This is a genomic window from Cupriavidus sp., assembly GCF_057315035.1.
Genome location: NZ_DBHKYV010000001.1, coordinates 469702 through 494548 on the forward strand (window position 1 = coordinate 469702; position 24847 = coordinate 494548).

Consider the following 24847-nt stretch of genomic DNA (forward strand, 5'->3'; position numbering starts at 1 on the left):
GCCGTGCCGCTTGTGGCGCGAGGCCCGCGCCAATACGGGCATGTCCGCGTGCTTCGCACGATCAGACACGCCAGAGCTTGCAGGGAGAACGACCATGACTGACCGCCGCGATGACGATTTCCGCGTGCGCCCCAGCGCCCCGAAGAACCGGGGCAAGGGCCAAGGCCAGAGCTTCGTTTCCAAGGTGCTCAAGCAGGCAGGCAAGGCCAGCAGCGGCAAGTCCACGATGCGCCGTCCTGGCGCGACGGGTGGCACGGGCCAGCGGCCCGGCTCGCGACTGGGGCGCGGCTACACAGCGGCGCGCTTCGCCGGGGCGAAGCTGACGCCCATGTCTCGGCGCGTGACCATCAAGACGCTGTTGGTGAATCACCAGCGGGCCAGCCCGCAGTCGCTCGCCAAGCACCTGCACTACATCGAGCGCGACGGCGTGGGCCGCGACGGCGAGCCGGGCCAAGCCTACGGGCCGCAGACCGACGTGGCCGACCTCGACGCCTTCAAGGAACGCTGCGCCGACGACCGGCACCATTTCCGCTTCATCCTCTCGCCCGAGGATGGCGCGGAGCTGGAAGACCTGCGTACCTACACGCGGCATCTCATGGGCCGCATGGAGGCCGACCTGGGCACGGACCTCGATTGGGTGGCGGTCAACCACTGGAACACCGACAACCCGCACACGCACATCGTCGTGCGCGGGCGCGACGACACGGGCAAAGACCTCATCATCGCGGGCGACTACATTGCCGATGGCTTCCGCCATCGCGCCGCCGAACTGGCGACCGAATGGCTGGGGCCGCGCACCGAGCTGGAGATCCAGCAGACCTTGCAGCACGAGGTAGAGCAAGAGCGGTGGACGAGCCTGGATCGCACCTTGAAGCGCGAGGCCGGCGACGATGGCCTGGTGCATGTCGAACGGCTCAACGAACCCCGCCTGCAACGCCAGCGCCTGCTGCTGATCGGCCGCCTGCAACGCTTGCAGCGCCTGGGCCTGGCCGACGAGACGCAGCCCGGCACCTGGGCCGTGCATGCCGATGCGGAAAAGACCCTGCGCGCCCTGGGCGAGCGCGGCGACATCATCCGCACCATGCAGCGGGCCATGCGCGGCGAGCCGCGCGAGCTGGCGGTGTTCGAGCCAGGGCAGGACGCGGATGGAAGTGGCCGCAGCATCCTCGGGCGCGTGGCCGCGAAAGGACTGGCCGACGAACTGCGTGATCGGGGCTATCTGGTCATCGACGGCGTGGACGGCAAGGCGCACTACGTCGCGCTCAACGCCCACGACGAGCTGGCGAATTACCCGACCGGCGCCGTGGTGGAGGTCAAGGGATCGGCCGACGTGCGCGCGGCCGACAAGAACATCGCCGCGCTGGCGAGCGATGGCCTGTACCGCACCGACCATCACCTCGCCATCGCGCAGGGCCAGGCCGTGCCCGGCCGCGACCCGCAGGAGGTCGTGGCGGCCCACGTCCGCAGGCTGGAAGCCCTGCGCCGGGCGGGCATCGTGGAGCGGGTGGCCGAGGGGCTATGGAAGGTGCCGGGCGACCTGCCCGAGCAGGGCCGCCGCTACGACGCGCAACGCCTGGGCGGCGTAGCCGTGGAGCTGAAATCGCACCTGCCCATCGAGCGGCAGGCCCGCGTGATCGGGGCCACCTGGCTCGACCAGCAGTTGATCGGCGGCGGCTCCGGCCTGGGCGACCTGGGCTTTGGCGGTGAGGCCAAGCAGGCGATGCAGCAGCGCGCCGACTTCCTGGCCGAACAGGGGCTGGCCGAGCGGCGCGGGCAGCGCGTGATCCTGGCGCGCAACCTGCTGGGCACGCTGCGCAACCGGGAACTGGCGCAGTCCGCCAAGGACATTGCCGCCGACACCGGCCTGGAGCATCGACCCGTGGCCGACGGGCAGCGCGTGGCCGGCATCTACCGGCGCAGCGTCATGCTTGCCAGCGGGCGCTACGCGATGCTGGATGACGGCATGGGATTTAGCCTCGTGCCGTGGCGGCCGGTGATCGAGCAGCGCTTGGGGCAGCAAATCGCCGCAACGGTGCGCGGCGGGCAGGTGTCCTGGAGGTGGGGACGGCAACTCGGCCCAACAATTTAGCGGATCAACCGAATCGTTTTTCCAGTTCGGCGCCTCTTATAGGAAAAATGGGAGCAGTCGGTGCCTCCATCCAATCCGGGATCAACGATCCCCAACCTTGAGGAGCTTGTAACCATGTCTTGTTACGTTCGTTCGATGGTGGCTGGATTTGTCGCCACTGTAGCGCTGTCGCTGCTGATGCTGATGAAGGGCGCCATGGGCTTGATGCCCGAATTGAATCCAATCGCCATGCTCACGGAGATGGCGCACGCAAAAATGGGTATGCCGGCTTCGCCCATGGTCGGATGGGTGGCGCACTTCATGATTGGCACCGTCGTGTGGGGCATCCTGTTCCAACTGCTGTATGGCAGGCTGCCAGGGCGCAGTGCGCTGCTCAAGGGAATGTCGTTTTCCTTGCTAGCTTGGCTCATGATGATGATCGGTCCGATGCCAATGGCCGACGCAGGCCTGTTCGGGATGAACCTGGGGATGATGGCGCCGATGATGACCCTGATGATGCACCTCATTTGGGGCGCAGTGCTGGGCTACACCTATGGTCGGCTCAATGCCAATTCGTGCGCTGTTCGGACTGCAACTTCTTAATGAGCAGAAATTGCCATATTGAGGATACGAAAATGATGAAGGACACAGAGGCTACGGCGGAACGCGAGATTCCGCCGGATAACAGTACGCTCTACGTCGGGTTGGGCCTTGGACTGGGTAGCTATGTGACAGCCACCAGCGTTTTAGCAGGCTTTGTCTGCCCGGTTTGCGTTGTAGCAGCTCCCGCTTTGCTTGCGACAGGTGTTTATCAGAAAATTAGGAATCGTAGCCGAAGACCCGAGAATCGGAGCGAAATACAAATAAAGGCTCGCTGAATTAACCAATCATCGAGTCAGCACAGGAGATCAGCATGGGCACCCCTGTTGGCGACCGCAACAATTTAATCATGGCGGCACAGACTGGAGACGCGGCCGCCCTTTCCCGTCTGCTGGCAGTGTGCCAAGCCGATGCACGCCGCTATGCGTACAAGCACTGCCATGCGAGCGACGTTGATGATGCGGTTCAAGAATCACTACTCATCATTTCTCGCAAGGTCAGCGGGCTAAAAGCGGCTGCGGCCTTTTCATCGTGGCTGTTCACGGTCATCAAGCACGAATGCCGCAAGCTCGCGCGGATGATGTTCAAGCACGAGCCACTGCCTGATGAAGTAGCCGAGGAGCTGCTGCTTCATCGTCCCGACGATGAATTGAGAATCGATCTTGCCAATGCCCTGGAGTCGTTGCCTGCCCATTACCTCGAAGTGGTACTTCTGCGCGACTTCGAGGAATTGACCATTGCCGAGATCGCTGCTCAGTTGGGTGAGCAGCCCGGCGCGATCAAGAGTCGGCTCCATCGTGCCCGCGAGCTAGTGCGCGAATACATGCTCAGTTCAGAACCATCCTCGGGGCACGGACACCGCACACCGACGAAATAGCCAAGCTGAGTCCTCGTCCGGGCCGCCTCGCCAAGCGAGGCGGCAATTTCTTGCGCATTGTCATGGATAACCCTCAATTGCTAGGCCCAGGCCAGTGATTGAGGTTTTTTTGCTTTCTACCGAACCGTTTTGCACGGCGGTCGCCTCTTAGGAAATGAGGCTGGCGATTGCTGGCCGATTACCCGCAGCTCACTCGGCTGCTTCTTTCCTATCAGGAGATCACAATGTCAAACCGTATGTTGTCCGCCGCCGTCGCCACGGCGTTTGTCGCAGCCTTCGCCGCCCCCGCCTTTTCGCAGGGCATGAGCCAGGCCGACATGCAGAAGAAGATGCAGGAGAACCAAGCCAAGAGCATGGAGATGATGAAGACCGGCAAGTTCGACAAGTGCTATGGCGTTGCCCTGAAGGGGCAGAACGACTGCTTCGCCGGCGCCGGCACAAGTTGCGCGGGTACCAGCACCGCCGACTACCAGGGGAACGCCTGGAAGCTGGTCGCCAAGGGCACCTGCACCACGATCTCGACGCCCAACGGGCACGGCAGTCTCAGCGCCAAGTCCTGACGCGAGCATTCACCTTGGTGGGCGGTGGCCTGTCGCCCCGCCCGCCAGCTTGTGACAACGAGGATCAACATGGGCATTCACCAAACTGCGCACGCCGCCGGGCGGGGAATCCCTGCGCGAGCCGGCGTAGGCCTTAAGGCCGACCACTACCGAACCATCATCGAAACGCGGCCGGATATGGGCTTCTTTGAAGTTCATGCGGAAAACTACATGGGCGCTGGCGGCCCGCCCCATCGCTACCTGACGGCCATCCGAGAACACTATCCCCTGTCGTTGCACGGCGTGGGCCTGTCCATCGGTGCCGACAGGCCACTCGACCAAGCGCATTTGCTGCGTCTCAAGGCGCTGAACGAGCGGTACGAACCCGGCCTGCTTTCCGAACACCTGGCATGGTCTTCACATGGCACCAGCTACCTCGATGATCTGTTGCCGGTGCCGTACACCGACGACACGCTGAACCGCATCTGCGAGCACATCGACCAGGTGCAAACAGCTATGGCCCGGCAAATGCTGCTGGAGAACCCCGCGACCTACATCTGGTTCAAGGAGAGCACATGGCGCGAGACGGATTTCATCAGGGAGATCACCCGGAGAACCGGGTGCGGTCTGCTGCTGGACGTGAACAACGTCCACGTGGCGAGCACGAATCAGCAATGGGACGCGCGCGCCTACATCAACGATTTCCCCCTCGACCATGTGCAGCAAATCCACTTGGCCGGCCACTCCCTTCAGACGGACGAGAAGGGACGCCCTTTGCTGATCGACTCACACGACCAAAGAGTGGATGAGCGGGTGTGGAACCTCTTTAGGCAGGTCATCCAATGCATCGGGCCAGTCCCTACGCTGATCGAGTGGGATTCCAACATTCCCGCATGGCCCGAGCTGCAAACAGAGGCCGTGATGGCCGATGTGCTGATGGGCATGTCCAACGTACAGGAGCGACGCCATGGCACGCTTGGCTGAACGCCTGGAGGAATTCGCCTCGGCGCTGCTCGACCCGGAACGCGCGGTGCCCGAGGGGCTGGTCGGCCCCGACGGCGAGCCGAGCGCACGGCGCTTTGCCGTCTATCGGAACAATGTGTTCGTTGGCCTGACGGACGCGCTGCGCGCGGGCTTTCCCTGCGTCGTCAAGCTGGTGGGCGACGAATTCTTCGCGGCGATGGCCCGCGTCTTCGCGGCCGCCACGCCGCCCAGCTCGCCGGTGCTGCTGCACTACGGCGCCGAGTTCCCGGACTTCATCGCGTCCTTTCCACCCGCGGAACCCTTACCCTATCTCGCCGACGTGGCCCGCATCGAGCGCGCCGCGACCGAGGCGTACCACGCGCACGAGGCAGAACCCTTGGCGCCCAGCGTGCTTGCAGGAGTACCGCCTGACCAAGCTTCCATGCTGCGGTTTCGGCTCCACCCTTCCGTGCGCCTGGTGCGTTCGCCATTCCCAGCCTTCACCATCTGGAGGATGAACACCTCGGATGGCACGCCAGCACCCGTTGACCTCTCCGAAGCGCAGGACACGATGGTGCTACGCCCCGACGCCGAGGTGGACGTGCGCAAGATACTTCCCGCGAGCCATGACTTCGTAGCCGCGCTCGGCCAGGGCCTGACGCTATCGCAGGCCATGGAAACGGCCCTCGCCACCGACGGCGATTTTGACCTGTCGGAGAACTTGCGGGAATTGATCCAGATGGGCGCCTTTGTCGGCTTCGCGTTGGAAGCCGGGGAGAACGATCATGAGTAACTTCCAAGTGCCGAAAGGTTGGCCCGGAATACTTGGCGCGGCGAACTGTGCATTGCACTGGCTGGCAAAGATCGCCGGCATGGCCGCGCCGCTGTTCCTTCGGGTGGCGCTGGCCTTGCCCTTCTTCAAGTCGGGCCTCACCAAATGGGACGGTCTCCTGTCGCTGTCGCCAGCGGCGAGTTTTCTGTTTGAAGATGAATTCAAGCTGCACATCCTGGGGAAGGTCTATGACCTGCCTGCGCCGGACGTACTCGCCTTCGCCAGTGGATCGGCCGAGATCATCTTTCCGATCCTGCTGATTCTCGGACTTGGCACGCGCATGAGTGCCCTGGGCTTGCTCGGCATGACGGCGGTGATCCAGCTCATCGTGCCGGACGGGTGGGCGAACTTTCATTTGCCCTGGGCGACGATGGCGATTGCCCTGATCGCTATCGGGCCGGGCCGGCTTTCACTCGACCATGGGATTCGCGGCTTCTTGGAGCATTGCGAGGCTTCGGCCTGACAAGGAGGTCAGCATGCTTGCATTGCGCGCCATATCCCTCGTGATGGCAGGTTTCTTTGCTTCGGGGGCCGGAGCTGCCGATGGGCTGATTGCGGTACAAAGCCCGTACAGTGTCAAGGAAACGATTGACCGTTTCGAGACGGCCGCCAAGTCTCGGGGCATCTATATCTTCCTGCGCCTCGATCACGCGCAGGGCGCGAAGAAGGTCGGCAAGGACTTGCGGTCGACCGAGCTTCTGGTGTTCGGCAATCCCCAGGGCGGCACCCCCTTGATGGAATGCGCGCAGACTGCCGGTATCGACCTTCCGCTCAAGGCCTTGGCCTGGCAGGACGCGACTGGGCAAGTGTGGCTTGGCTACAACGATCCGAAGTATCTCGCATCGCGCCATGGCGCCGACAACTGCGGCCCCGTCGTGGAAAACATCTCCAAGGCGCTGGGCGGCATGACGCAGGAGGCGATTCGGAAGTGAGCGCGCTCGTCCGTCTTGGCCTCACCGTCAGGGCAGTGAAGCGCCTGTTTTGCTCCGCCTGCGCCATACTGGGGGCAGCATGTTCAGAGACAAGGCGCCAATGTCCACAGAGCCTGCGAATCGGCAATCGAGGGCGGTACTGACGAACGCTGCGATCACGCCGTAGTGTCAGCAGCCGTCCATATGCCAGTTCAACCGCCATGCAGCGCGTCAATCAACGGGCAGGACACATGGCCCTCATGCGCACAGCATTCGTTCACCAATTTTGACAGCGCCTGTTCCATCCGCATAAGGTCGTTCAGGCGGGTGCGAACATCGGCCAGCCGCAGTGCGGCAAGGTCGGCTGCTTCACTGCAATGGGTGCCGTCCTCCAGCTTCAGCAACTCCCCGATTTCATCGAGGCTGAATCCCAGCCGCTGCGCCGCCTTCACGAACTTCACCCGCGCCACGTCGGCGCTGCAGTAGCGTCGAATGCTGCCGTAGGGCCGGTTCGGCGTCGGCAGCAGCCCTTTGTGCTGATAGAAGCGGATCGTCTCCACGTTGACCCCGGCTGCCTTGGCGAAGGCGCCGATGGTCAGGCTTTCCAAGGTGTTTTCCATTCCGCTTGACTCCGTAGTTGACTACGGAAGTAACGTTACTCCAACGAGCAAATCCTCGAAAGGAGAACCTGATGTCGGAATCGCAAGACGGGCGCGGCGCCCTCGCCGCCGGCGGGCTGGCCGCCATCCTCGCTTCGACCTGCTGCCTGGGGCCACTGGTTCTGGTCGCTCTGGGCTTCAGCGGTGCCTGGATCGGCAACTTGACCGCACTGGAACCGTATCGCCCGATCTTCATCGGCGCGGCGCTGGTGGCGTTGTTCTTCGCCTGGCGACACATCTACCGGCCGGCAACTGCCTGCAAGCCGGGCGAGGTGTGTGCGATCCCGCAGGTTCGCACCACCTACAAGCTGATTTTCTGGATCGTGGCAGCGCTCGTTCTGGTCGCGCTCGGATTTCCCTACGTGTTGCCTTTCTTCTATTGATCGGGAGTTCACCATGAAAAAACTGCTTGCCTCCCTTGCGCTCGTTGCCGTCACCGTTCCAGTGTGGGCCGCTACCCAGACCGTCACGCTGGCCGTGCCCGGCATGACCTGCGCCGCTTGCCCGATCACCGTCAAGAAGGCGCTCTCCAAGGTCGAGGGCGTCAGCCAAGTCGATGTGACCTTCGAGAAGCGCGAAGCGGTCGTCACCTTTGATGATGCCAAGGCCAGCGTCCAGAAGCTGACCAAAGCCACCGAAGACGCGGGCTATCCGTCCAGCGTCAAGCGCTAAACCGGGAGCGATGCCATGAAACCGATTGCGCGTATCGCCGACAAAGCCGGGGCATTGGGCACCCTCGTCTCCGCGATGGGCTGCGCAATGTGCTTTCCCGCACTCGCCAGCCTAGGCGCGGCCATCGGGCTGGGTTTTCTCCAGCAATACGAAGGCTTGTTCATTTCCAGGCTGTTGCCATTGTTTGCTGCATTGGCGCTTGCGGCCAACGCGCTCGGTTGGCTACGCCACCGGCAATGGCACCGGAGTCTGCTGGGTATGGTCGGTCCCGCCATCGTTATCGTGGGCGCGGTCTGGCTGCTTGGCACCGCTTGGATGCGGCCCCTGGTCTATACGGGGATCGCCTTGATGGCCGTCGTTTCGGTCTGGGATTTGGTATCTCAGGCCAACCGCCGCTGCGGTCCTGACGGCTGCGAACTGCCCGCGAAACACGGCTGACTGGCTTGCGCCACAACGAATTGAAAGGAATGACTTCATGACACAGTTGAAGATCACCGGCATGACCTGCGACTCCTGCGCGGTCCACGTCAAGGAAGCACTGGAAAACGTGCCTGGCGTGCAATCGGCCGAAGTGTCCTACACCAAGGGCAGCGCCCAGCTCGCCATCGCGGCCGGCACTTCACCCGATGCCCTGATCGCGGCTGTCGCCGGACTCGGCTACCGCGCGGCGCTGGCCGATGCGTCGAACGCGCTTCCCAAAGGCGGACTGCTCGACCGCATGCGCGATTGGGTCGACGGCGGCGACAAGGCCAGCCACGACGGCGGCCTGCATATTGTCGTCATCGGCAGCGGTGGGGCCGCGATGGCGGCGGCGCTGAAGGCCGTCGAACGCGGCGCACGGGTGACGCTAATCGAGCGCGGCACCATCGGCGGCACCTGCGTCAATGTCGGCTGCGTGCCCTCGAAGATCATGATCCGCGCCGCCCACATCGCCCACCTGCGCCGCGAAAGCCCGTTCGATGGCGGCATCCAGGCGAACCCGCCGCTGATCCTGCGCGAACGGCTGCTGGCCCAGCAGCAGGCGCGCGTCGATGAGTTGCGCCATGCCAAGTACGAAAGCATCCTGGACGGCAACCCAGCCATCATGCGGCTAGCGGGCGAAGCCCGTTTCAAGGACGGCCGCAACCTCACCGTGCGGCTGAACGAGGGCGGCGAGCGCGTGGTTTCGTTCGACCGCTGCCTGATCGCCACCGGCGCGAGCGCGGCGGTGCCGCCGATCCCAGGCCTCAAGGACACGCCCTACTGGACTTCAACCGAGGCGCTGGTGAGCGACACGATTCCCGCACGCCTAGCCGTGATCGGCTCATCGGTAGTGGCTGTTGAGCTGGCGCAAGCCTTCGCCCGGCTTGGGGCCAAGGTCACGATCCTGGCGCGCAGCACGCTGTTCTTTCGCGAAGACCCGGCCATCGGCGAAGCCGTGACGGTGGCGTTTCGCTTGGAGGGCATCGAGGTGCTGGAACATACGCAAGCCAGCCAGGTCGCGCACGTGGACGGCGAGTTTGTGTTGACCACCAACCATGGCGAACTGTGTGCCGACCGGCTGCTGGTGGCGACGGGCCGCACACCTAATACGCGCAGCCTCAACCTCGAAGCCGCCCGGGTGGCGGTGAACAAGCAAGGGGCCATCGAGATCGACCTCAGCATGCGCACCAGCGCCCCGGACATCTACGCCGGCGGCGACTGCACCGACCAGCCGCAGTTCGTCTACGTCGCGGCGGCGGCTGGTACCCGCGCCGCGATCAACATGACCGGCGGCGACGCGTCGCTGGACCTGACCGCCATGCCAGCGGTGGTGTTCACCGACCCACAGGTCTCTACCGTGGGCTTGAGCGAGCAGGAGGCGCACCACGCCGGCATCGAGACCGACAGCCGCACGCTCACCCTCGACAACGTGCCGCGCGCGCTCGCCAACTTCGATACGCGCGGCTTCATCAAGCTGGTGATCGAGGAAGGCAGCCACCGTTTGATCGGCGTGCAGGCGGTGGCCCCAGAAGCGGGCGAGTTGATCCAGGCAGCGGCGCTGGCGATCCGCGCGCGCATGACGGTGCAGGAACTGGCCGACCAGTTGTTCCCGTATCTGACGATGGTCGAGGGCCTGAAGCTCGCCGCGCAGACCTTCAGCAAGGACGTGAAGCAGCTATCGTGCTGCGCTGGATAGCAAAAGCTAAGAAGGTTGCGCCCCCTCAGGACGGTGAAAGGCGCATCCTTCTCAGCCTGCCCCATACGAGGAACAGCATGGTCAGAGTTAAGGTGCCAATGCCCACGGAGGCCGCGAATCGGTAATCGACGGCTGGGATGATAAACGGCAGCAGGCCCACGGCGAGCGCCGGCGGCACGTGCAGATCGAATAATCGCAAGATTAGGATGCCGCATGCCGCGCTGGAGATCACCGCCAGCGGGGCGCCCCCGAACGTCGTGACCAGTGCAACCCCGATCAATGCGCTCAGGGTACACGCGACCGGCAGCAGCAGCGGCTTCTTGACCCAAGGGCAAACGTCCGCATGGGCAAACATTTCAAAGCCGATCACGATAAGCGGCGGGAACAGGATCAACCGCCAACCCGTGGCTTCGGCCAGAATCGCCGTGCCTACCAGAAACACCAGAAAGAACGGGAGCCACGAGTAGGTGCTTGGAGTTTCCTCGGTAACGTCATCGGCCACATCGGAGGCGGTTCGCACCGGCGGTAGCGGGACGAAGCGAGGCCAGACAAGGGAGATCGCGGCGAGCAATATCAGGCCGACCAGCAACGATGCCGGGTAGTACCAGCTTGTGATGTTGAGTGAGATTGGCAGCACGCCCGCCGAAATGGCCGGGGCAATCGATGACTTCAATATGCGGATGATGAGCATCGCGGCTGCGGTCGCCAGCAGGATCGGCACGATCCCGCTGCCCATGCTTCGGGCGAAGATCGTGCCTACCAGCCCGGTAAGAAGCGGTGTGAGAACCAGCATCCCCGGCGCTTTGGCCCAGGTGCCGTGCGGTCGCTTGATGATGTCATGGGCCAGGGCGCCTAGTTCGGGAAAAAGAATGTAGTGAACATGCGTGGCCGCCGCGATCCACGCGATGACACCCATGTAGAGCGCCGTCAGCAACTCCCCAAAGAATCCCCACGGCAGCGACGATCGCCGTATACCAAACAATCTCATGCCTTCCATCCACGACATCCATTTTCTTGAAGGCCCACCTCGGGCAAGTGATGGTTGACTCCAAGGTGGGGCGCCGTACTTATTTCGTCCCTATCGGCAGAGCGTAGGACGCAAAGGCCGCGTCCACGGGTGTGTCGAACAGGTGATTGGTGTAGTTCGAGATCGTCTTGACGGCGATGGCGAGCACCACCTGTAGAGCCTGCTGCTCGCTGTAGCCCGCGTCGGTGAAGGTCTGCAAACTCGCCTGCGACGGATTGCCCCGCGTCTGCACCATGTCCTTGACGAAGGCGGTAAGGGCGTGCAGCTTCGGGTCATCCATCGGCGTGCCCTCACGGATTGCCTGGAGCGCCTGCGGCGGCACCTTCGATACCTTCTCGGCGATCATGCTGTGAGCGGCCACGCAGTAGTGGCAGCCGTTTTCCCGACTGATGACCAGCAGCACGACTTCCTGCTCGGCCGGCGTGAAGCCGGATTCCTTGCGGAACCAGTCATACCCATGGAGGTAGGTCGAGAGCGCGCCAGGGGCGTGGGCCATTTCTCCATACATGTTGGGAACAAATCCCTGCTTCCTGCGCGTGTTACTCAGGAACTCGCGGCTCCTTTCAGGGGCGGTGTCTTCGGTAAGAAGAGGCAGTGTCAGCTTGGCGTTCATGGAGTGCTCCTAAGTGGAAATATTCCGGCTTCCAGATTGGGTTTGATGATGGCGAAGTTGGGCGAGACGTCGAAGTCGCGCGGGGCGAACAGGCTGTGGTGCCGCACATGAAGAATCTCGGCCACACAGCCGGGGCACATCGGGTCCTGCGACGGCACGGTCTCGATCAGCGGCAGGATCGGATAGCGAATCGACTGGAAAGCTTGGGCGATCAGCGTCGAGCAGATGGCGCGGGTGGGGTCGCCGCTGCCCAGGCCGAGCATGCGACGGCGCCAACGCACCGGCACCGGCGGCGTGGGCAACAGATATCGGGCCAGGTCGATCACGTTCTTCAAGTCGTACTGATGGCCCAGCCGAGCCACCGCCGTGCCGACCAGGGTGTCAATCTCGGCAGCGGTCAGGCCCACGGGCCGGCACACTCGGGTATGCAGATCGGCGAACTCGGCCACGCTGACCAGACGCACGCCTTCGCGTAGATCGGCTTCAAGAAAGCAACGGGGCCGCCCTTCGGCATCGGTCGGCCTGCCGGCCGTGCCGACAAACAGTGCCGCGTGCGACCAGGTGGATTGGGTCAGGTACTTGATGGCCACGCTGACCCGGCTCTGACCTTCGACCAGCAGCACGTCGCCGGGCTGCAGGCACGCCATGAGAAGGTCTGGATCGGTCGGCGGGGCCACGCTATGCACATGGTGGGGCCGACTGAGGTAGCGGCTCAGTCCTTCTCCACAGCGGCGCGCGATGCTGTCCAAGATGTTTCCCACGGCGTCACCCTGTCGAAACGAAGGTGAAATTCGGGCGCGGCATGGCTCAGAACCTCGTCGTCAGTTGTGTGAGCCAGGCCGGTGAATGTTCCACAAGCCATGCTTCCATCGGCTTGTCGGCGCCTGTCAGGATCAGGGCGGCCAGGGCAAGCATGATCGCGCCCAACAGGACTTTCCCGGCCTTGCCGGCGTGCAGGAGCTTGGATCGCGTGCGGCCGATCGCGCTGCGCGACACATAGGCCAGTGCAACCAGGGGCAATGCCGCGCCGATACCGAACACCGCCATCATTGAGCCTGCTTGCGCCAGGTTCGTACCCTGGCTGGCCAGAACGATGGCCGCGCCAAGCGTCGGCCCCACGCAGGGACTCCAGACCAGCCCCAGCACTAGGCCCACCACGAACTGCCCCGTCAGCCCGTCCAGTTGGACACGCGCAAGCAGGTCGTTCCCGGCATTGCCGATGCCGGCCGTCAGCGACGCAAACAGCTGCTGGAGGGCGCTGGACATGAGCACCACGCCTAACAGTCCCAGGACGGCCGCGCCCACGCCCCGGAAGATCGTTGTGTCGATGCCGAGCGAGGCGCCTGCCCAGGCCAGCGCCGTGCCGACAATGGCATAGGACAGAGCGAGGCCGCCCGCCAGGGCCAACGGCGCGTGCCGATGGGCGTTGACCGCCGAGCCAATCAGGATCGGTACGATGGGCAGGACGCAAGGCGACAGCGTGGAAAGCACCCCCGCGAGCAGTCCGAGGCCGTAGGAACCGAGGCCGAGCGTCATCAGCGCGTGGTCTTCTGAATCAGGCCCTCGATGCCGGCCTCGGTGGTGTCGCCCACGGAGCGGGCCACTTCCTGGGTGCCTTTGAAGCCTACCAGCGTACTTTGCATGCTGACCTTGAAGGCCCGGACGGTGCTCTTTTCGCTGTCGAAGTCCACGGTCAGCAAGGTCACGTCCTTGTAGGCGGGCTGCTTCATTAGGGTTTCCAAGATCGGCTTCTGCGCCTTGCAGGTCGGGCACCACGTCGCGCTGACGTCCACTACCACGGGCTGGCCAGCCTGCGTCAGACGGTCGAACTCGGCTTGGCTGAACGGTTTGATCTCCCCGGCGCTGGCGATGCTGGCGAACGTGGCAAGAGCGAGAAAGGCGGCGGTCATACGTAGTTTCATGGGCGTAATCCTGAATAAGGGGAGAACCGCCCAAGGCGATGACTCGCGCGGGCGAACACGGTCGCCAAGAGTGACGGCCTCTTCCTAAGAGGCGGGGAGTCGTCAAGATGGTTCGCATCCGAGCGAAAAAAATCTGCGAGGCCGCACTGCGGAATCTGTCCCCGCTTTTGGCAGGGCCAGCTTTTTTGCACATGCGGCGAACCGTTTTGGCGGTTGCGCCCCTCTTATTGGCAGGAGGGAGTAGTGCGGCCGCCCAAGGGGGGCGTCCTCAGCATCTCTCAGTTCTTCCCGTCGCACCGTTCCCAGGTGATAGGAGCGCATCATGTATTGCAGCACTTCTGTTAAAGCGCAATTGGTTCGTGGCGCATTGGCCGTGACATCCATTGCGGGCGCCATCGTTTTAACCCCTAACTTTTGGCCTGCGGCAGGGCTATTTGGTTTGGCCATCTATCTTATGCGCGGGTGTCCCGCCTGCTGGCTCGCGGGACTAATGGAAGCCATTCGGGTTCGCAACGAGCGCAAGTCGCTGCTGTAGCTCGATCCACGAACATGGAGCTACGTCATCTACGATGCTTTCTTGCGGTTGCGGAGGAACTCCACTTCGCTCGTGCCGCCGAACGACTGCACATTGACCAGTCGCCGCTATCCCGTACCATCAAGGAACTAGAGGAAGAACTTAGCGCACGCCTTTTCGTTCGCACCACCCGCAGCACGCAATTGACCCGCGCTGGCCGACTACTCTTGGAGCACGTGCCGCGCATCTTCGCTGCATTGGAGCAAGCGCGCGATAGCGTCAAATCCGCTGCCAACGGCTTTCACGGTCAGTTGCGCATCGCCTTGTCCGATGGTGTGACGCCTTCGCGCTTGCCGGCCTTGCTGGCACGATGCCGTGAAGAAGATCCCGAAGTAGAGATACGGCTGTTTGAAGTGCCACTAGCCCAGCAGATCAAGGGTCTTCACGATGACCTATACGATGCTGGATTTTCGATGGCAGATGACGTGGGTGATGGCATCTTGGTTGCTCCCGCCTGGGAAGATGAATTGATGCTGGCGGTGCCGGCACGCCATCCGGTGCTGGCCTATAAGCGCGTTCCGTTGGAGGAAGTATTGCGCCATCCGCTGGTTCTGGGCGATCCAGCCGTATGCGAGGGCCATGCACGGCAGGTCGAACGTATCCTGCGCAAACATGAACAAGAGCCGTTGATCGTCCAGCACGTCGCCAGCTTCGATCTGATGATGACACTCGTTTCTGCTGGAATTGCATTGGGGTTGGCCGGCACGGCGCACATCACAGGCAGCCGCGAGCCTGGCGTCATAGGTCGGCCGTTAGCGGGACAACCACCGATGTTGACAACCTATCTACTTCGCCGCGACATGGAGCCATGCGAGATGTTGACTCGCTTCATTGAACGAGTTGCTTGCCTCGATTCAACAGATGACATTGGCACTGCCTAAGATTTCCAGAACTGCGATGAAAGGACTGGAGCCATGAACAAATTGCTACCGCTGCTGATGATCGCCGCCGCATTGGCGGCATGCGGTCAATCCCAACCTTCGGAAACTGTGGACTACCTTGTGGCCCATCCTGAGCGCATCAAGGAACTCCAGCGCCAATGCAAGGAGGATCGCGCGAAGGTCGGCGACGAACTCTGCGTGCGCGCGGCCGAAGCCGCCAATCGGCGCTTCTTCGGTGATCGACCCGAGCAGAAATCCAAGTAGCGCCCCTCGCAGTCGCTACGCCGCGACAGAATTCGCGCCGTTACCTCATCACGCCGCAACGCGCTCGCGTTCGCGGCGTTTTTATTGTCTTCGCCCTTGCAAGAAATCTGGCCTTTTCAGCCTGAATTGCCGCCAGAACGGCCTTTGACCGACCTGCGCACGCGCCTTGATCCTCAGTGCTGCGGCACCTCCGTGTGCCGTGATTGGAGACAAGGTCATGCAAGGGACGAACGTGCTGTTCGGTCAGATTGCCGTCGTATTCGGCATCGTGATCGCCGGCGTGTGGGCAGCCACACAATGGACGGCAGCAGCCCTTGGCTATCAAGTACGCCTTGGCTCGCCCTGGTTCGACTTCCTGGGCACGCCGGTCTATCACCCGTGGCGGCTGTTCGAGTGGTGGTTCTTCTTCGACGCCTACGCACCGCGTGTCTTCGACATTGGCGGCGCGATTGCCGGCGGCAGCGGCCTTGTCGCCGTGCTGGTTGCCATCGGCATGTCGATCTGGCGCTCGCGCCAATCACGCCTCGTCACCACCTACGGCTCGGCCCGCTGGGCGAACGCGGAGGACATTCGCAAGGCGGGTCTAACGCAGCCAGCCGGCGTGTTCCTCGGCCAGCATAACCGGCAGTACCTGCGCCATGAAGGCCCAGAACACGTCTTGACCTTTGCGCCCACGCGCAGCGGCAAAGGCGTTGGCCTGGTGGTGCCGACACTGCTTTCCTGGCCCGCGTCCGCCGTCATCCACGACATCAAGGGCGAGAACTGGCAGATCACCGCCGGCTGGCGCTCGCGCTTCTCGCATTGCCTGTTGTTCAACCCCACGGATGCGAAGTCGGCGGCCTACAACCCGCTGCTGGAGGTGCGACGCGGCGCGCATGAAGTGCGCGACGTGCAGAACATCGCGGACATTCTGGTCGATCCCGAAGGCGCGCTGGAGCGGCGCAACCATTGGGAGAAGACTTCGCACGCGCTGCTGGTCGGGGCCATCTTGCATGTGCTCTACGCGGGCGAGGACAAGACGCTGCGCGGCGTCGCCAACTTCCTCTCCGATCCGGCCAGCCCATTCGAGCTGACCTTGCACCGGATGATGACCACGCCCCATCTGGGCGATGGCCCGCATCCGGTGGTTGCCTCTGCGGCGCGCGAAGTGCTCAACAAGTCGGACAACGAGCGCTCGGGCGTCTTGTCCACGGCCATGTCGTTCCTCGGCCTGTACCGCGACCCGACGGTGGCCGAAGTCACCTCGCGCTGCGACTGGCGCATCGCCGATCTCATTTCCGTCGAGCACCCCGTATCGCTGTACCTCGTGGTGCCGCCTTCGGACATTTCGCGCACCAAACCGCTCATCCGCCTGATCCTCAACCAGATCGGCCGGCGGCTCACCGAATCACTCGACGGCAGCGATGGCATCGAGCGCCGCCACAAGTTGCTGCTGATGCTCGACGAATTCCCGGCCTTGGGCCGGCTCGACTTCTTCGAGACGGCACTGGCCTTCATGGCGGGCTACGGCATCCGCAGTTTTCTCATCGCGCAGTCGCTCAACCAGATCGACAAGGCGTATGGGCAGAACCATTCGATTCTGGACAACTGCCATGTGCGCGTGACGTTCGCCACCAACGACGAACGCACCGCCAAGCGCATTTCCGAAACGCTTGGCACCGCTACCGAGCTACGCGCGCAGCGCAACTACGCTGGTCATCGGCTCGCGCCGTGGCTGGGCCACCTGATGGTGTCGCGGCAGGAGACGGCCCGCCCGCTGCTGACGCCGGGCGAAGTCATGCAGCTTCCGCCCGACGAGGCCGTGGTGATGGTCTCCAGCGTCGCGCCGATCAAGGCCAAGAAGCTGCGCTACTACGCAGACAGCAATTTCAAGCGGCGCGTGCTGTCACCGCCTGTGCTCGCTGCCGGGCGCTATGCCGATGTTCCTCCGGTACGCCCCGACGACTGGAGCGGACTGGCGATTCCGCCGACGCCTGCCGCACCGGCTACGTCATCCGCCGATGGCCTGGAACACCTGGGCACGGCCGACGACGGCTGCCCGCGCCGCCAGCCAGAGCTAACTGAGGCCGTCGCCTACGACCCCGAGAGCGCCGCGCCCGCGGCCGACCTCGGCCTGCTCGATGACGACGACGACCTGCCGCTTCCCCTTCCGCGCCAGCTTGATCCGGCCATGCAGCGCACGGCCCGGCTGGCATCCCTCGACCCCAACGACGGAATCGAGCTATGAGCCACTACCGCCTGAACCTCTTTATCCAGCCCGAGCACGCCCAGCGGCTCGATGAACTGGCCGCCAAGAAAGGCGTGTCCAAGTCCAGCATCGTCGCTGCCGCCTTAGCGTCTTGGCTGTCGCCGGACGCGGCCGACCAGCGCGAAGCGGCCATCGCCAAGCGGCTGGATCGGCTGTCGCGCCAAGCCGAGCGCATGGAGCGTGACCAGAACATCGCCATCGAGACGCTGGCGCTGTTCATCCGCTACTACCTCACGGTCAGCACGCCGGTTCCCGAGGCCCACCAAGACGCGGCCCGCGCCCAGGGCAAGGCGCGCTTCGAGCAGTTCGTCGAACAGCTCGGCCGCCACCTGCTGCGCGGGCGCAGCCTCGTGCGTGACGTGGTGGAGGAACTGCATCCCGACCCGATGCGAATGGGGGGCACGGCGGCAGCCGCCCAGGCCCAGGAGCGTGCGTCATGAGCACCACTCCCCAATCCATGACCACTGCGGCGCTTGACCGACGTATCCAGATGCTGCGCACGGCAATGGGGCCGCTGATCGCCGCCGCGCTCGAAGACCCGGACGTGGTGGAAATCATGCTCAACCCGGATCGCACCCTCTGGGTGGATCGCCTGTCCTCGGGTCGCGCCCCGATGGGCGTGGAGATGCCCGAAGCCGATGGCGAGCGAATCATCCGCCTCGTCGCGGCCCATGTCGGTGCGGAAGTGCATCGCGGCCAGCCGCTGCTATCGGCCGAGTTGCCCGAAACCGGCGAACGCTTCGAGGGCATCTTGCCGCCCGCTGCACCGGGGCCGGCCTTCGCGCTGCGCAAGCGCGCCATCGGCGTCATTCCGCTGGAGCGGTACGTCGTGGAGGGAATGATGACGGCCGCACAGGCGGGCTTTCTGGTTCGCGCTGTGCGCGAGCGCAAGAACATCCTGATCGCCGGGGCCACCAGCAGCGGCAAGACGACCCTTGCCAATGCTCTGCTCGCCGAGATAGCCGCCACGGGCGACCGCGTGCTGGTGCTCGAAGACACGGTGGAACTGCAATGCGCGGCCCGCGACCACGTACCGCTGCGCACCCGCGCTGGCGTGGTGTCCATGACCGAGCTGGTGCGCTCATCCATGCGCCTGCGCCCGGATCGCGTGGTCGTTGGCGAGGTGCGCGGCGCCGAGGCGCTGGATCTCATCAAGGTATGGGGCACGGGCCACCCCGGCGGCATCGCCACGATCCACGCCGGCTCCGCACTGGGCGCGCTGCTGCGCCTGGAGCAACTGATTCTCGAAGTGGCGGTGAACCCGCCGCGTGCGCTGATCGCCGAGGCGGTCAACGTGGTGATCCACATCGCTGGGCGTGGGCGCAAGCGCCGCATCGAGAGCATCGCCCGCGTCGTCGGCTTCGACGGCGTGGGCTACCAACTGGCGGACGCACTGGAGACGCCGTTCCCCGAGCTGCTGCCACTTCCCGATGCCGCACCCGCTGCGGCGATTTCCCCGTCCCCTGACCAACCTGGAGAACTGCCATGACGCAGATGATCGTTCCTGCTTTCCGTTTTTCTGCAAATCCGGCTTTGCGCCTGCCCACACGGTCGCGGCTGCACAGCCTGGGTCGCCCTGCGGCGCAAGGGCTGCTGCTGTCCGCGCTGCTGCTGTTTCTGGCCGGCACCGCGCAGGCCGCCGGCTCCTCGATGCCCTGGGAAGGCCCGTTGCAGTCGATTTTGGAGTCGATTCAAGGGCCGGTGGCGCGCATCGTCGCGGTCATCATCATCATCGCGACGGGCCTGGCGCTCGCCTTTGGCGACACGTCGGGCGGTTTTCGCAAGCTGATCCAGATCGTGTTCGGCTTGAGCATCGCCTTCGCGGCTTCGAGCTTCTTCCTGTCCTTCTTCAGCTTCTCCGGCGGAGCTGTCGTATGAGCGGGTCTGACACCTTCGCGGCCGGGTTCGAGGTGCCGCTGCATCGCTCGCTGACCGAGCCGATCTTGATGGGCGGTGCACCGCGCACCGTGGCGATTGCCAACGGCACGCTGGCCGCCGCCGTCGGGCTGGGCCTGCAACTGTGGATTCCGGGCGTGGTGCTCTGGATCGTCGGCCACGCGCTGGCGGTCTGGGGTGCGCGTGTCGATCCGCAGTTCATGGCCGTGTTTGCCCGGCACATCAAGCACCGCCCGCTGCTGGACGTGTGAGGGGACGCCGCCATGCTGAACCTTGCCGAATACCGCCAGCGGCCCGCGCTGCTGGCCGACTGGCTGCCCTGGGCCGGGCTGATCGCGCCGGGCGTCGTCTTGAACAAGGACGGCAGTTTCCAGCGCACGGCGCGGTTTCGCGGGCCTGACCTCGACAGCGCCACGCAAGGCGAGCTGATCGCCACGTCGGCCCGCTTGAACAACGCGCTGCGCCGGATGGGCTCGGGCTGGGCGCTGTTCATCGAGGCCGAGCGCCGCGCTGCGGCCGACTACCCACATTCCGACTTTCCCGAACCGTTGTCTTGGCTAGTGGACGAGGAACGCCGGGCAGCGTTCGAGGAATCGGGCAACCATTTCGAGAGCGGCTACCACCTGACGCTGGTGTACCTGCCGCCCGAGGAATCCCGCGCCCGCGCGGCGGGCATGTTGTACGAGAACCGTCCCACCGAAGGCGTGGACTGGCGCGAGCGACTGACCGCCTTCATCGCGGAAACAGATCGCGTCTTTGACCTGCTTGATGGCGTGATGCCGGAGATTGCCTGGCTGGACGACAGCCAGACGCTGACCTACCTGCACGCGGCTATCTCGACGCGGCGCTACCGTGTGGGCGTACCTGAAGTGCCGTTTCACCTCGATGCGCTGCTGGCCGATGCCCCGCTGGTCGGCGGCCTCGCGCCGATGCTGGGCGACCAGCACCTGCGTATTGCGACAGTGCGGGGCTTCCCGACCTCGACCTGGCCGGGGATTCTGGACGACCTCAACCGCCTGGGGTTTGCGTACCGCTGGAGCACGCGCTTTCTCTGCCTCGACAAATCCGAGGCGGAAAAAGAACTCGCCCGCCTGCGCCGCCAGTGGTTCGCCAAGCGCAAGAACGTCATCGCGCTGCTGCGCGAAACGATCTTCCAGCAGGAAAGCCCGCTGGTGGACACGGATGCCAGCAACAAGGCCGCCGACGCGAACGCCGCCTTGCAGGAGCTGGGCAGCGATCAAGTGGCCTTCGGCTACCTCACCGCCACGGTAACGGTGCTCGATGCCGATCCCGCCGTGGCAGATGAAAAGCTGCGCATGGTGGAGCGCGTCATCCAGGGGCGCGGCTTCGTCACCATCCCCGAAACGCTCAACGCCGTGGATGCGTGGCTGTCCTCGATTCCGGGGCATGCCTACGCGAACGTGCGCCAGCCCATCGTCTCGACGCTGAATTTGGCGCACCTGATGCCGGTGTCCGCCGTGTGGGCCGGGCCGGAGAAGAACGAACACCTCGACGGCCCGCCGTTGATCGTCACGCGCACCGAAGGCGCGACACCGTTCCGGCTGGTGACGCACATCGGCGACGTGGGCCACACGCTGGTGGCCGGCCCGACCGGCATGGGCAAGTCGGTCTTGCTCGCCACCCTGGCGATGCAGTTCCGCCGCTATCGCGGCTCGCGCATCTTCGCGTTCGACATGGGGCGCTCGATGCGCGCCACGATCCTGGGCCTCGGCGGCGAGCACTACGACCTCGGGCTGGATGGCGAGATCGCTTTCCAGCCCTTGGCGCGCATCGACCGCGATGGCTACCGAACCTGGGCCGCCGAATGGATCGAGGGCCGCTTGCTGCACGAAGGTGTCGCCGTCGGCCCCGAAGAAAAGGCGGCGGTCTGGTCGGCACTTGGCAGCCTTGCCGGTGCGCCGGTGGAACAGCGCACCATGACCGGCCTGTCGGTGCTGCTGCAATCGAACGCGCTGCGCCAGGCGCTCGCGCCCTATGTGCTGGGCGGTGCCCACGGCAAGCTGCTGGACGCCGACCGCGACCGACTGGGCATGGCCGACGTGCAAGGCTTCGAGATGGAAGAGCTAATGCACAGCAAGGCTGCGGTGCAGGCGGTGCTGCGCTATCTGTTCGCCCGCTTCGATGAGCGCTTCGACGGGGCGCCGACGCTGCTGATCCTCGATGAGGCGTGGCTGTTCCTCGACGAGCCCGCGTTTGCCGCGCGCATTCGCCAGTGGCTCAAGACGCTGCGCAAGAAGAACGTCAGCGTCATCTTCTCCACGCAGTCGCTCGCGGACATCAAGGATTCGAGCATCGCGCCGGCCATCATTGAGAGCTGCGCCAGCCGCATCTTCCTGGCCAATCCGCAGGCGACAGAACCGCAGATTCGCACGATCTACGAAGGCTTCGGCCTCAACAGCCGGCAGATCGAGATCGTCGCCACCGCGCAGCCCAAGCGCGACTACTACTACCAATCCCGTCTCGGCAATCGCCTGTTCGACCTTGACCTGGGGCCGGCGGTGCTGGCCTTCGCGGGCGCTTCCACGCCGCAAGACCAGCGCGACATCGACGCGGTGCTCACCGTGGCTTCCACCGCTTCTTCCACGTTCGCAGCCGCATGGCTGCGCCACCGCAGCCTCGATTGGGCGGCCGAGCTGCTGCGTGACTTCCCCGGCACGCCGCCGGGCGCCGCCTTTGTTCCCACCCATCCGCAGGAGAACCACCCATGAAAACCCATGCTCCCAAGCTCGCCGCGTTGACCGCCGCCTGCGTGCTCGCCTTCGGCATCGCGCAGCCCGCGCACGCGCTGTTCGGCGTCGGCGACATCGTGCTCGACCCGACCAATCTGGTGCAGAACACGCTCACCGCCGTTCGCACGCTGGAGCAGATCAACAACCAGATCCGCCAGCTCCAGAACGAAGCGCAGATGCTCATCAACCAGGCGCGCAACTTGGCCAGCCTGCCGTCCAGCGTGGTGGGCCAGTTGCGCGCGAACCTGGCGACCACCCAGCGCCTCATCGCGCAGGCCAAAGGCCTGGCCTACGACGTGACGAACATCGACCGCGAGTTTTCGCGCCTGTACCCCGAGAAGTACGCCGCCACGGTGAGCGGCAATCAGATGTACCTCGATGCGCAGGAGCGCTGGAAGAACACGCTCAACGGCCTGCAGACCACCATGCAGATGCAGGCCCAAGCGTCGCAGAACCTGAGCGACGACGAAAGCGTGCTGGCCGACCTCGTGGGCAAGAGCCAGTCGGCGGAGGGCGCGTTGCAGGCGATGCAGGCCATGAACCAGTTGCTCGCCCTGCAGGCCAAGCAGTCGATCCAGACGCAGCGGCTCCAGATCACGCAAGACCGGGCCGCCTCGCTGGAGCTGGCGAGGCAGGCCGCGGCCACGGAGCGCGGGCGCGAGGTGACGCGCCGCTTCCTGGGCGAAGGCACGCCGTACACGCCGCAGCCCGTCCATTTCTACAACCGCTGACGGGGACGGCCATGAAGAACGCGCCCGTCCTGTTCGCTCTCACGTCCCTGTTGGCCGGCTGCGACCGGCCGCCCGCGGTGGATGCACTGGCCGCTGACCCGTCCCGGCTGCACACGCTGCGCGCGCAATGCCGTGCGGGCGAGCACGGCGGCGCGTTCTGCGCGCAGGTGGCGCAAGCCGACCTGCGCCGCTTTCTCTCCGGCAAGGCCGGCCCCGGCGAGTACCAGACGCCCGCCGACCTGCCGCCGATTCCGCCCAGCTTCGATGAGCCCGCCGATGGCAACGGGCCAGGGCAGGAGGACTCGCCATGAACGACGTGACCATCATCGACCGTTTTCTCGATACGTTCTCGCGCTACATCGACTCGGGCTTTGGCCTGCTGCATGGCGAGGTGGCCTTTCTCACTGCCACGCTGATCGTCATCGACATGACCATCGCCGGGCTCTTCTGGGCGATGGGACATGCCACCGGCCAGGGCGAGGACGTGATCGCCAAGCTGATCCGCAAGGTGCTGTACGTCGGCGCCTTCGCCTACATCATCGGCAACTTCAACTGGCTGGCCGGCATCGTGTTCCGTTCGTTCGCGGGCCTGGGCCTGACCGCCAGCGGCTCGACCCTGAGCATGGAGAACTTCCTGCAACCGGGCAGGCTGGCCAAGGTCGGCATCGACGCCGGGGCGCCGATCCTCAAGCAGATCGGCGACATGGCGGGATTTCCTGAGGTGTTCGTGAACATCACGCCCATCGTCGTGATGTTCCTCGCCTGGCTGATCGTCCTGCTGTGCTTCTTCGTGCTGGCGATCCAGCTTTTCATCACGCTGATCGAGTTCAAGCTGACCACGCTCGCGGGCTTCGTGCTGGTGCCGTTCGCGCTGTGGAACAAGACCGCGTTCCTGGCAGAAAAGGTGCTGGGCAACGTGGTGTCCTCGGGCATCAAGGTGCTGGTGCTGGCCGTCATCGTGGGCATTGGCTCGGGCCTGTTCGCCGAGTTCCAGGTGCAGCCGGCCGAGCCATCCATCGACCATTCGGTCGTTGTCATGCTGGCCTCGCTGACCCTGCTGGCGCTGGGCATCTTCGGGCCAGGCATTGCGGCCGGGCTGGTGTCGGGTGGCCCGCAGCTCGGCGCGGGCGCGATGGCCGGTGCCGCGCTGGGCGCGGCCGGCGCTGCGGTTGCCGTGGGTGCAGCGGCCACGGGCGTCGGCGGTGCTGTCGCAGCCGGCGCGCGCATGGCTCCGGCTGCGGCCAAGCTGGCCGGCAGCGGTGCACGTGCCGCCGTCGGGGCCGCCAGCAGCGCGAAGTCGGCGTTTCAGGCCGGCTCCGCGTCCGCTGGCGGTGGCTTCAAAGGCGCAGCCGCCGGCGTGGGCAATGTCGCCAAGACCGGCGCGCAGGCCGCCGGGCAGAAGGTGGCCGATGGCGCGCGCTCGATGAAGGAGCGTGTCGCCGCTGCCTTCCGGCCGGATGACGCCCCTGCATCCAGTGGCCCGCAGAGCGCAGCCGATTCGGCAGCGCCTACCGCTGCCGAACAGCCCGCCTGGGCCAAGCGCCTGCATCGCAGGCAGCAACTGACCCATGCCGCGACGACTGCCGCCCACACGCTGCGCGGTGGCGATGGCGGCAGCTCCAGCCAAGGCCCCAGCCTGCGCGATTCCGACTCATAAGGAGA

Annotated in this window: 30 protein-coding genes; 24 read left to right on the forward strand and 6 right to left on the reverse strand. The window is 64.7% G+C overall.

What is annotated here, in order from left to right; all coding sequences use genetic code 11:
• Positions 1–94 precede the first annotated feature (94 nt).
• The 8 genes from ACO550_RS02190 (at position 95) to ACO550_RS02225 (ending at position 6811) form a co-directional block, all read left to right on the forward strand.
• A complete protein-coding gene (locus ACO550_RS02190) occupies positions 95–2089 on the forward strand; it encodes a relaxase/mobilization nuclease domain-containing protein (protein WP_034112315.1) in 1995 nt (664 codons plus the stop codon).
• Positions 2090–2203: 114 nt separating this feature from the next.
• Positions 2204–2671 carry a DUF6789 family protein gene (locus ACO550_RS02195; RefSeq protein ID WP_034112313.1) on the forward strand — a complete coding sequence of 156 codons (468 nt, stop codon included), beginning with the start codon at positions 2204–2206 and terminating at the stop codon, positions 2669–2671.
• 310 nt (positions 2672–2981) lie between these two features.
• Positions 2982–3545 carry an RNA polymerase sigma factor gene (locus tag ACO550_RS02200; protein WP_034112311.1) on the forward strand — a complete coding sequence of 188 codons (564 nt, stop codon included), beginning with the start codon at positions 2982–2984 and terminating at the stop codon, positions 3543–3545.
• 224 nt (positions 3546–3769) lie between these two features.
• On the forward strand, positions 3770–4105 hold the full coding sequence (locus ACO550_RS02205) for a BufA1 family periplasmic bufferin-type metallophore (RefSeq protein ID WP_034112309.1): 336 nt from the start codon (positions 3770–3772) through the stop codon (positions 4103–4105).
• Positions 4106–4174: 69 nt separating this feature from the next.
• Positions 4175–5068: an MNIO family bufferin maturase gene (gene bufB / locus ACO550_RS02210; protein WP_052229529.1), complete on the forward strand. Its 894-nt coding sequence runs from the start codon at positions 4175–4177 to the stop codon at positions 5066–5068.
• Positions 5052–5840, forward strand: a complete 789-nt coding sequence (locus tag ACO550_RS02215) for an HvfC/BufC N-terminal domain-containing protein (RefSeq protein ID WP_034112307.1) — start codon at positions 5052–5054, stop codon at positions 5838–5840. Before bufB ends, ACO550_RS02215 begins: the two co-directional genes overlap by 17 nt.
• Positions 5833–6342 (forward strand): DoxX family protein, encoded by a 510-nt coding sequence (locus ACO550_RS02220; RefSeq protein ID WP_052229528.1) that lies wholly within the window; start codon positions 5833–5835, stop codon positions 6340–6342. The genes ACO550_RS02215 and ACO550_RS02220 overlap by 8 nt, the downstream gene beginning before the upstream one ends.
• A gap of 13 nt (positions 6343–6355) precedes the next feature.
• Positions 6356–6811: a DUF302 domain-containing protein gene (locus ACO550_RS02225; RefSeq protein WP_034112305.1), complete on the forward strand. Its 456-nt coding sequence runs from the start codon at positions 6356–6358 to the stop codon at positions 6809–6811.
• A gap of 191 nt (positions 6812–7002) precedes the next feature.
• Here ACO550_RS02225 and merR read toward each other — a convergent pair whose 3' ends face one another.
• Positions 7003–7410 (reverse strand): mercury resistance transcriptional regulator MerR, encoded by a 408-nt coding sequence (gene merR / locus ACO550_RS02230; protein ID WP_034112304.1) that lies wholly within the window; start codon positions 7408–7410, stop codon positions 7003–7005.
• Between the two features lie 71 nt (positions 7411–7481).
• Between merR and merT the strand changes: the two genes are divergently transcribed.
• From merT to merA, 4 genes are read left to right on the forward strand one after another with little or no spacing between them, the layout of a single operon-like run.
• On the forward strand, positions 7482–7832 hold the full coding sequence (merT, locus tag ACO550_RS02235) for a mercuric ion transporter MerT (RefSeq protein ID WP_034112303.1): 351 nt from the start codon (positions 7482–7484) through the stop codon (positions 7830–7832).
• Between the two features lie 13 nt (positions 7833–7845).
• Positions 7846–8121: a mercury resistance system periplasmic binding protein MerP gene (merP, locus tag ACO550_RS02240; RefSeq protein ID WP_034112302.1), complete on the forward strand. Its 276-nt coding sequence runs from the start codon at positions 7846–7848 to the stop codon at positions 8119–8121.
• 15 nt (positions 8122–8136) lie between these two features.
• A complete protein-coding gene (gene merC, locus ACO550_RS02245; RefSeq protein WP_034112301.1) occupies positions 8137–8559 on the forward strand; it encodes an organomercurial transporter MerC in 423 nt (140 codons plus the stop codon).
• 37 nt (positions 8560–8596) lie between these two features.
• Positions 8597–10279 (forward strand): mercury(II) reductase, encoded by a 1683-nt coding sequence (gene merA, locus ACO550_RS02250; protein WP_034112300.1) that lies wholly within the window; start codon positions 8597–8599, stop codon positions 10277–10279.
• Positions 10280–10304: 25 nt separating this feature from the next.
• On the opposite strand, the gene ACO550_RS02255 is transcribed toward merA, so the two are convergent.
• The 5 genes from ACO550_RS02255 to ACO550_RS02275 form a co-directional block, all read right to left on the reverse strand.
• The gene (locus tag ACO550_RS02255; RefSeq protein WP_196680222.1) at positions 10305–11285 is read right to left on the reverse strand and encodes an HPP family protein; all 981 of its coding nucleotides are present in this window, start codon (positions 11283–11285) and stop codon (positions 10305–10307) included.
• Positions 11286–11346: 61 nt separating this feature from the next.
• On the reverse strand, positions 11347–11919 hold the full coding sequence (locus ACO550_RS02260) for a carboxymuconolactone decarboxylase family protein (RefSeq protein ID WP_034112296.1): 573 nt from the start codon (positions 11917–11919) through the stop codon (positions 11347–11349).
• A complete protein-coding gene (locus ACO550_RS02265) occupies positions 11916–12680 on the reverse strand; it encodes a YiiX/YebB-like N1pC/P60 family cysteine hydrolase (protein WP_228022245.1) in 765 nt (254 codons plus the stop codon). The genes ACO550_RS02260 and ACO550_RS02265 overlap by 4 nt, the downstream gene beginning before the upstream one ends.
• Positions 12681–12726: 46 nt before the next feature.
• Positions 12727–13455: a cytochrome c biogenesis CcdA family protein gene (locus ACO550_RS02270; protein ID WP_034112294.1), complete on the reverse strand. Its 729-nt coding sequence runs from the start codon at positions 13453–13455 to the stop codon at positions 12727–12729.
• Entirely contained in the window at positions 13455–13841 is a 387-nt protein-coding gene (locus ACO550_RS02275) for a thioredoxin family protein (RefSeq protein ID WP_034112292.1), read from the reverse strand. The genes ACO550_RS02270 and ACO550_RS02275 overlap by 1 nt, the downstream gene beginning before the upstream one ends.
• A gap of 322 nt (positions 13842–14163) precedes the next feature.
• On the opposite strand from ACO550_RS02275, the gene ACO550_RS02280 reads away from it, so the two are divergent.
• The 12 genes from ACO550_RS02280 to trbL all read left to right on the forward strand — a co-directional run bounded on the left by ACO550_RS02280 (position 14164) and on the right by trbL (position 24842).
• A complete protein-coding gene (locus ACO550_RS02280) occupies positions 14164–14376 on the forward strand; it encodes a hypothetical protein (RefSeq protein WP_052229527.1) in 213 nt (70 codons plus the stop codon).
• A gap of 14 nt (positions 14377–14390) precedes the next feature.
• Positions 14391–15296: a LysR family transcriptional regulator gene (locus ACO550_RS02285; protein WP_034112290.1), complete on the forward strand. Its 906-nt coding sequence runs from the start codon at positions 14391–14393 to the stop codon at positions 15294–15296.
• A 33-nt stretch (positions 15297–15329) separates the two neighbouring features.
• The gene (locus tag ACO550_RS02290) at positions 15330–15560 is read left to right on the forward strand and encodes an EexN family lipoprotein (RefSeq protein ID WP_034112288.1); all 231 of its coding nucleotides are present in this window, start codon (positions 15330–15332) and stop codon (positions 15558–15560) included.
• 217 nt (positions 15561–15777) lie between these two features.
• Positions 15778–17787, forward strand: a complete 2010-nt coding sequence (locus tag ACO550_RS02295) for a conjugal transfer protein TraG (protein ID WP_034112285.1) — start codon at positions 15778–15780, stop codon at positions 17785–17787.
• Positions 17784–18248 carry a CopG family transcriptional regulator gene (locus ACO550_RS02300; protein ID WP_034112282.1) on the forward strand — a complete coding sequence of 155 codons (465 nt, stop codon included), beginning with the start codon at positions 17784–17786 and terminating at the stop codon, positions 18246–18248. Before ACO550_RS02295 ends, ACO550_RS02300 begins: the two co-directional genes overlap by 4 nt.
• Entirely contained in the window at positions 18245–19297 is a 1053-nt protein-coding gene (gene trbB / locus ACO550_RS02305) for a P-type conjugative transfer ATPase TrbB (RefSeq protein WP_034112280.1), read from the forward strand. Before ACO550_RS02300 ends, trbB begins: the two co-directional genes overlap by 4 nt.
• Positions 19294–19686 carry a TrbC/VirB2 family type IV secretion system protein gene (locus ACO550_RS02310; RefSeq protein WP_034112278.1) on the forward strand — a complete coding sequence of 131 codons (393 nt, stop codon included), beginning with the start codon at positions 19294–19296 and terminating at the stop codon, positions 19684–19686. The genes trbB and ACO550_RS02310 overlap by 4 nt, the downstream gene beginning before the upstream one ends.
• Positions 19683–19955: a VirB3 family type IV secretion system protein gene (locus tag ACO550_RS02315; protein WP_034112276.1), complete on the forward strand. Its 273-nt coding sequence runs from the start codon at positions 19683–19685 to the stop codon at positions 19953–19955. Before ACO550_RS02310 ends, ACO550_RS02315 begins: the two co-directional genes overlap by 4 nt.
• Positions 19956–19967: 12 nt before the next feature.
• Positions 19968–22433, forward strand: coding sequence for a conjugal transfer protein TrbE (gene trbE, locus ACO550_RS02320; RefSeq protein ID WP_034112274.1), 2466 nt, complete (start codon positions 19968–19970; stop codon positions 22431–22433).
• The gene (gene trbJ, locus ACO550_RS02325; protein ID WP_019726306.1) at positions 22430–23185 is read left to right on the forward strand and encodes a P-type conjugative transfer protein TrbJ; all 756 of its coding nucleotides are present in this window, start codon (positions 22430–22432) and stop codon (positions 23183–23185) included. Before trbE ends, trbJ begins: the two co-directional genes overlap by 4 nt.
• A gap of 11 nt (positions 23186–23196) precedes the next feature.
• Positions 23197–23496 (forward strand): hypothetical protein, encoded by a 300-nt coding sequence (locus ACO550_RS02330; RefSeq protein WP_019726307.1) that lies wholly within the window; start codon positions 23197–23199, stop codon positions 23494–23496.
• Positions 23493–24842: a P-type conjugative transfer protein TrbL gene (gene trbL, locus ACO550_RS02335; protein ID WP_019726308.1), complete on the forward strand. Its 1350-nt coding sequence runs from the start codon at positions 23493–23495 to the stop codon at positions 24840–24842. The genes ACO550_RS02330 and trbL overlap by 4 nt, the downstream gene beginning before the upstream one ends.
• Positions 24843–24847: the final 5 nt, after the last annotated feature.

What these genes read in the sequence shown, in the direction of transcription:
- ACO550_RS02205 (WP_034112309.1), top strand. Translation starts at nt 3,770, where the DNA reads ATGTCAAACCGTATGTTGTCCGCCGCCGTCGCCACGGCGTTTGTCGCA.
- ACO550_RS02330 (WP_019726307.1), top strand. Translation starts at nt 23,197, where the DNA reads ATGAAGAACGCGCCCGTCCTGTTCGCTCTCACGTCCCTGTTGGCCGGC.
- ACO550_RS02310 (WP_034112278.1), top strand. Translation starts at nt 19,294, where the DNA reads ATGACGCAGATGATCGTTCCTGCTTTCCGTTTTTCTGCAAATCCGGCT.
- merR (WP_034112304.1), bottom strand. Translation starts at nt 7,410, where the DNA reads ATGGAAAACACCTTGGAAAGCCTGACCATCGGCGCCTTCGCCAAGGCA.
- trbJ (WP_019726306.1), top strand. Translation starts at nt 22,430, where the DNA reads ATGAAAACCCATGCTCCCAAGCTCGCCGCGTTGACCGCCGCCTGCGTG.
- ACO550_RS02200 (WP_034112311.1), top strand. Translation starts at nt 2,982, where the DNA reads ATGGGCACCCCTGTTGGCGACCGCAACAATTTAATCATGGCGGCACAG.
- ACO550_RS02255 (WP_196680222.1), bottom strand. Translation starts at nt 11,285, where the DNA reads ATGTCGTGGATGGAAGGCATGAGATTGTTTGGTATACGGCGATCGTCG.
- trbE (WP_034112274.1), top strand. Translation starts at nt 19,968, where the DNA reads ATGCTGAACCTTGCCGAATACCGCCAGCGGCCCGCGCTGCTGGCCGAC.
- trbL (WP_019726308.1), top strand. Translation starts at nt 23,493, where the DNA reads ATGAACGACGTGACCATCATCGACCGTTTTCTCGATACGTTCTCGCGC.
- ACO550_RS02195 (WP_034112313.1), top strand. Translation starts at nt 2,204, where the DNA reads ATGTCTTGTTACGTTCGTTCGATGGTGGCTGGATTTGTCGCCACTGTA.
- ACO550_RS02300 (WP_034112282.1), top strand. Translation starts at nt 17,784, where the DNA reads ATGAGCCACTACCGCCTGAACCTCTTTATCCAGCCCGAGCACGCCCAG.
- merA (WP_034112300.1), top strand. Translation starts at nt 8,597, where the DNA reads ATGACACAGTTGAAGATCACCGGCATGACCTGCGACTCCTGCGCGGTC.
- ACO550_RS02285 (WP_034112290.1), top strand. Translation starts at nt 14,391, where the DNA reads ATGGAGCTACGTCATCTACGATGCTTTCTTGCGGTTGCGGAGGAACTC.
- ACO550_RS02190 (WP_034112315.1), top strand. Translation starts at nt 95, where the DNA reads ATGACTGACCGCCGCGATGACGATTTCCGCGTGCGCCCCAGCGCCCCG.
- ACO550_RS02220 (WP_052229528.1), top strand. Translation starts at nt 5,833, where the DNA reads ATGAGTAACTTCCAAGTGCCGAAAGGTTGGCCCGGAATACTTGGCGCG.
- merC (WP_034112301.1), top strand. Translation starts at nt 8,137, where the DNA reads ATGAAACCGATTGCGCGTATCGCCGACAAAGCCGGGGCATTGGGCACC.
- merT (WP_034112303.1), top strand. Translation starts at nt 7,482, where the DNA reads ATGTCGGAATCGCAAGACGGGCGCGGCGCCCTCGCCGCCGGCGGGCTG.
- ACO550_RS02225 (WP_034112305.1), top strand. Translation starts at nt 6,356, where the DNA reads ATGCTTGCATTGCGCGCCATATCCCTCGTGATGGCAGGTTTCTTTGCT.
- ACO550_RS02295 (WP_034112285.1), top strand. Translation starts at nt 15,778, where the DNA reads ATGCAAGGGACGAACGTGCTGTTCGGTCAGATTGCCGTCGTATTCGGC.
- ACO550_RS02290 (WP_034112288.1), top strand. Translation starts at nt 15,330, where the DNA reads ATGAACAAATTGCTACCGCTGCTGATGATCGCCGCCGCATTGGCGGCA.
- bufB (WP_052229529.1), top strand. Translation starts at nt 4,175, where the DNA reads ATGGGCATTCACCAAACTGCGCACGCCGCCGGGCGGGGAATCCCTGCG.
- trbB (WP_034112280.1), top strand. Translation starts at nt 18,245, where the DNA reads ATGAGCACCACTCCCCAATCCATGACCACTGCGGCGCTTGACCGACGT.
- ACO550_RS02315 (WP_034112276.1), top strand. Translation starts at nt 19,683, where the DNA reads ATGAGCGGGTCTGACACCTTCGCGGCCGGGTTCGAGGTGCCGCTGCAT.
- ACO550_RS02270 (WP_034112294.1), bottom strand. Translation starts at nt 13,455, where the DNA reads ATGACGCTCGGCCTCGGTTCCTACGGCCTCGGACTGCTCGCGGGGGTG.
- ACO550_RS02260 (WP_034112296.1), bottom strand. Translation starts at nt 11,919, where the DNA reads ATGAACGCCAAGCTGACACTGCCTCTTCTTACCGAAGACACCGCCCCT.
- ACO550_RS02275 (WP_034112292.1), bottom strand. Translation starts at nt 13,841, where the DNA reads ATGAAACTACGTATGACCGCCGCCTTTCTCGCTCTTGCCACGTTCGCC.
- ACO550_RS02280 (WP_052229527.1), top strand. Translation starts at nt 14,164, where the DNA reads ATGTATTGCAGCACTTCTGTTAAAGCGCAATTGGTTCGTGGCGCATTG.
- merP (WP_034112302.1), top strand. Translation starts at nt 7,846, where the DNA reads ATGAAAAAACTGCTTGCCTCCCTTGCGCTCGTTGCCGTCACCGTTCCA.
- ACO550_RS02215 (WP_034112307.1), top strand. Translation starts at nt 5,052, where the DNA reads ATGGCACGCTTGGCTGAACGCCTGGAGGAATTCGCCTCGGCGCTGCTC.